The following is a 4453-nucleotide window of genomic DNA, read 5'->3' as shown; positions in this document are numbered from 1 at the left end:
GTATGGGCGTGGTGCTCTGCTGGTGAAATGTTCCTTCTTTTGGGTTGTCCAGGAGAAGGAATGAAATGCCTGCGGAGAGATTGGCGATGCGGCGTGTCCGCGAGATTTTGAAATATCGATTTGAAGAGGGCCTTGGCCACAAGGCGATCTCGTACAGGGTCGGGGCTGCGCCCTCGACTGTGCGCGAAACGCTTCGTCGCGCGGAGGCCGCCGGGCTGGTTTGGCCGCTTGACGATGAGATCACCGACGCGGTCCTGGAGGCCGCGCTCTACAAGGCAAACGGGACGAAGACAGGGCACCGTCGCAGCGTGGAGCCGGACTGGGCTCATGTGCACCGCAAGCTGAAGCGTAAGCATGTGACGCTGCAGATCCTGTGGGACGAATACATCGCTCGCCACCCCGGTGGTTACCGCTATAGCCGCTTTTGTGATCTATACAAGGGCGGCATCCAACCTGCCAGGAACGATGCGGCAGAACCATGCCGCCGGCGACAAGCTCTTCGTCGACTATGCCGGCGATACGGTGACGGTGATCGTCGACCGGCTGAGGGGCAAGACGCGCCAGGCGCATCTGTTCGTGGCCGTGTTGGGCGCTTCGAGCCTATCCTCGCGGAAGGGCACTGGAGTGAGACACTTCCGGACTGGCTGGGGTGTCACGTCAATGCACTGGAAGCGTTCGGCGGCGCGCCGGCTCTGTTGGTTCCCGACAATGCCAAGGTCGCCATCATCAAGGCCTGCCGCTACGACCCGCAGGTAAACCGCACCTATGCCGGCATGACGAGCATTATGGCAGTTCGGTGCTGCCGACCCGACCACGGCGGCCACTCCGCGTAGCGTCCCAGTCCCTCACCGAACTTCCGAACCCGAGTATCCCCACGCCGCCGAGTCTTTGGCTCGACCTGCCCGTGGAGAGGCAGAAGCAGATCGCGCAGGGCTTCGCGCGACTTCTCTTGCGGAGGCGATCGATAAGCGCGCCGATCAAGGCGGATCGGCATGCTGAGAGCATCGAATAGACCGGACGAGTGCGTCACTGCTGCGCATCGCGGCAAGCTCGCTTACATCTACGTCCGCCAGTCTTCCGTGAACCAGGTGCGGCATCATCAGGAAAGCACGGAGTTACAGTACCGTCTCGTCGATCGCGCGGTAGCTCTTGGCTGGCCGCATGAGCGTGTGCAGGTCATCGACGAAGATCTTGGCAAATCCGGAGCCGGGACCGTCGATCGGGTGGGCTTCAAGAAGCTGATTGCCGAGATCGGACTGGGCAATGCCGGTCTCGTCATCAGCCTCGATGCCTCGCGGCTTGCCCGCAACAACCGCGACTGGCATCAACTCCTCGATTTGTGCTCGCTCTTCGGCGTCATCATTGCCGACGGCGAACGTCTCTACGATCCCTGCGCTTATCATGACCGGCATCATGAGCGAAGCGGAGTTGCACCAGATCAAGCAGCGCCTCCATCAGGGCGAGCGTCAGAAGGCGGCGCGTGGTGAACTACGTCTCCCCGTTCCCGCGGGATTGGCGCATGATCGCTCGGGTGAGATCATTCTCAATCCCGATGAGCAGGTGCAGGCCAGGCTCGGCCTCGTCTTCGCCAAATTCCGCGAGCTTCACAGTGCGCGGGCCGTGATGCGCTATCTGCGAAAGAACGATCTGCCGCTTCCCGTGCGTCCCGTCCTCGGCCTGGCGCCGCACGATGTGGTGTGGCGCCAGGCCGATAGCCCGCAAGTGTTGAGCATTCTCCAAAATCCTGCCTATGCCGGAGCGTATGTCTATGGCCGCCGGCGGGTGGATGGCGGGCGGATTAGCCATGGCGTTTATCGCCCGAAGACGACCAAGGTCCCGATCGCCGACTGGGAGGTTTGCCTTCAGGCTGCCCATCCTGGTTATATCGGTTGGGAGGAGTTCATGGAGAACCAGAGGCGACTGGCCAACAACATCAACCGCTACGAAGCCGGCCATTCAGGCGTGCCACGCAAGGGAGCGGCACTGCTGCAGGGCATCACCGTTTGTGGACGGTGCGGGCGCCGGATGAGCCTGCGCTACAGTGGCCCTGCGGACGACTACCCGGTCTATACGTGTCGCGCCGACCGCCATCACGAGGGCGGGCCGCTATGCCAGGAAGTGCGTGCATTGCCGGTCGATGCGCACGTCGAAAGCATCCTGCTCGAGGCCTTGAGGCCGGACAAGATCGCCATCGCGATCGCCGCCCTGGGCCAGATCGAAGAGGAGACGCGTCAGCTTGAGCGGCAGTGGGCGCTGCGGCGCGAGCGGGCGCGCTATGAGGCGGAAAGAGCGCGGCGCCAATATGATGCGGTCGAGCCGGAGAACCGTTTGGTGGCGCGTTCACTGGAGCGCGTCTGGGAAGAGAAGCTTCGCGCCGCCGAGGCGATCGAACAGGATTATGAACGGTGGCGGCAGGACGAGCCGCTGGTCTTGAACGAGCTGGATCGCGAGGCGCTGCAAAGGCTGGGCGAAGATCTGCCCGGCATCTGGCACTCGCCTGCGACGACGGCGGCCGAGCGCAAGGGTATTCTGCGCCTCATCATTGACGAGGTCATCCTCGACCAGAAGCGCTTCCGGGGCCAGGTCTGGTTCAAGATCCTGTGGCAGACGGGAGCGACAAGCGAGCACTCTCTCCAAAGGCGGGTCCACGCCTACGGCGACTACATTGATCTGGAGCGGCTGCGGCGCCGCGTGATCGAACTCAATGCCGCGGGCAAAATGGACAAGGAGATTGCTGCGACCTTGAACGCGGAAGGCTTTGTCGCAGCACGCGGTTGCCCATTCAAGGGTGAGAATGTCTGGCTTCTGCGGACACGCTGGGGCATCCCCACCGTCAAGATCAACGGCACGAGCGCCAATCCCGATCGATGGCCGGACGGATCGTACTCTGTTTAAGGGGCGGCGGCTGCCTTAGGCGTCACACCACAAACCGTCTTCGACTATCTCGCACGCGGCTGGTTCGAGGGACACCAGCTAACGAAAGGGCAGCCGTGGCAAATCGAACTCTCAGACGACCAGATCAACACGCTGCGGGCGCGGATCGCACGCAACAGACGATCAAGGAAGGAGGTATCATGACAACTTCGGTAATCCGACTTATGCCGACGCCATCCTGGATCGCCTCGTTCACAACGCTCATCGCATCGATCTGACGGGCGAAAGCCTGCGGCGAAAGCAGCCGCAAAAGCTTGACACCTGACGCATACGAAATGACAACAATCAACGCCAGCAGAGCCCTAGCCCCAGGGGGCGAGATCATCTCGGAATCCGGGGGCGCAATCATATCGGAACAAAGGGGCGGCTTCGTCGGAATCGGCAGCCAGATGCCCCGGTGCCTCGCGATGAAAGCGAACCTCATGTCACTTCCCTCGCGAAGTAGGCTGCGGCCTTTTTTAGGATGTCGCGCTCCGCCTTCAGCTTCGCGACTTCCTTGCGCAGCCGGTCAATCTCCAACTGCTCGGGCTTCATCTGTCCGTGGCCGGGAAAAGCATGCTGCGGATCGGCCGATAGATCGCGCACCCATTTGCGCAGCACATTCTCGTGGAGATCGAGGTCGCGGGCCGCCTGCGCCACCGCGACGCCCCGATCCTTCACCAGCCTCACTGCCTCAAGCTTGAACTCGCGGCTGAACTTCCTTCTCTGCATTTCCACTCTCCAGTTCCGTTAAACACCTTATCTCGGTGTCCACGAAACCGGCAGCAGCCCAGGATGTCCGGCTACTGGAATAAGTCCTCCGAAACCCAAAAGAAGCTCAAGGCCGGTTGGATCTATACCGGCGACCTCTTCAGCCAGGACGAAGACGGGTTCTACTATTTCCATGGGCGCGCCGACGACATGATCGTCTCGGGCGGCGAGAACATCTATCCGCGCGAGACGAAGACGGCTTGGCTATGGACCTACGCGCGGGACGATCGAACCTTCGGCGGCACGGCGCCGCCCATGGTCGCCTTCCGCTTCGAGGATAGCCGCGGTGGCGAGAGCGTGGAGCGCCATCTCGCCGGTTACACTGGATTGACGCAATCAGCGCTTCTTTTCCCTGGCGGAGTTGAACGGCGCCATCCGCCTGCTCGTCGCCGAACTCAACGCCCGCCAGATGCGCGGCTTCGGCTCCAGCCGCGCCGAACTCTTCGCCGAGATCGACAGGCCGAAGCTGCGCGCACTGCCGGATCAGCCATACGTCTTTGCGCGCTGGAAGCGTTGCCGTGTCGCGCCCGACTATCACGTCGAGGTCGACGGACACTGGTATTCCACGCCCTACCGCCTCATTCGCGAGCCCGTCGATGTGCGCATCGCCGACAAGACCGTCGAGATCTTCCACAAAGGGCAGCGGATCGCCAGCCACGCCCGGGCGCCCAACCGGCGCGGCCATACGACCGTTGCCGATCACATGCCGAGCGCGCATCGCCGCTATGGCAAGTTGACGCCGGGGGGATTGATCGCGGCCGGCGAGAAG

General features: G+C 62.4%; 2 protein-coding genes and 5 pseudogenes. 6 read left to right on the top strand and 1 reads right to left on the bottom strand.

Going from position 1 to position 4453, the window contains the following annotated elements; all coding sequences use genetic code 11:
• Positions 1-86: 86 nt before the first annotated feature.
• The 4 genes and pseudogenes from istA to EOA28_RS26175 form a co-directional block, all read left to right on the top strand.
• Positions 87-823: pseudogene (istA, locus tag EOA28_RS26185) on the top strand (IS21 family transposase); the annotation flags it as partial.
• Positions 824-992: 169 nt separating this feature from the next.
• A complete protein-coding gene (locus EOA28_RS39610) occupies positions 993-1487 on the top strand; it encodes a recombinase family protein (RefSeq protein WP_210214960.1) in 495 nt (164 codons plus the stop codon).
• Positions 1402-2895 (top strand): recombinase family protein, encoded by a 1494-nt coding sequence (locus tag EOA28_RS26180; protein ID WP_210214959.1) that lies wholly within the window; start codon positions 1402-1404, stop codon positions 2893-2895. Before EOA28_RS39610 ends, EOA28_RS26180 begins: the two co-directional genes overlap by 86 nt.
• A gap of 175 nt (positions 2896-3070) precedes the next feature.
• Positions 3071-3199, top strand: a pseudogene (locus EOA28_RS26175) (ATP-binding protein); the annotation flags it as partial.
• 120 nt (positions 3200-3319) lie between these two features.
• Here the strand turns inward: EOA28_RS26175 and EOA28_RS26170 are convergent.
• Positions 3320-3645: pseudogene (locus EOA28_RS26170) on the bottom strand (transposase); the annotation flags it as partial.
• A gap of 231 nt (positions 3646-3876) precedes the next feature.
• Here EOA28_RS26170 and EOA28_RS41165 point away from each other — a divergent pair.
• A pseudogene (locus EOA28_RS41165) lies at positions 3877-4020 on the top strand (transposase); the annotation flags it as partial.
• A pseudogene (locus tag EOA28_RS26155) lies at positions 4016-4453 on the top strand (IS21 family transposase); the annotation flags it as partial. The pseudogenes EOA28_RS41165 and EOA28_RS26155, both read left to right, overlap by 5 nt.

The organism is Mesorhizobium sp. M2A.F.Ca.ET.067.02.1.1 (assembly GCF_004023285.1).
In the GTDB taxonomy this organism is placed as follows: Bacteria; Pseudomonadota; Alphaproteobacteria; order Rhizobiales; family Rhizobiaceae; genus Mesorhizobium.
Note: the sequence above shows the minus strand (reverse complement) of the source record. Positions and strands in the feature narration are given on the sequence as shown.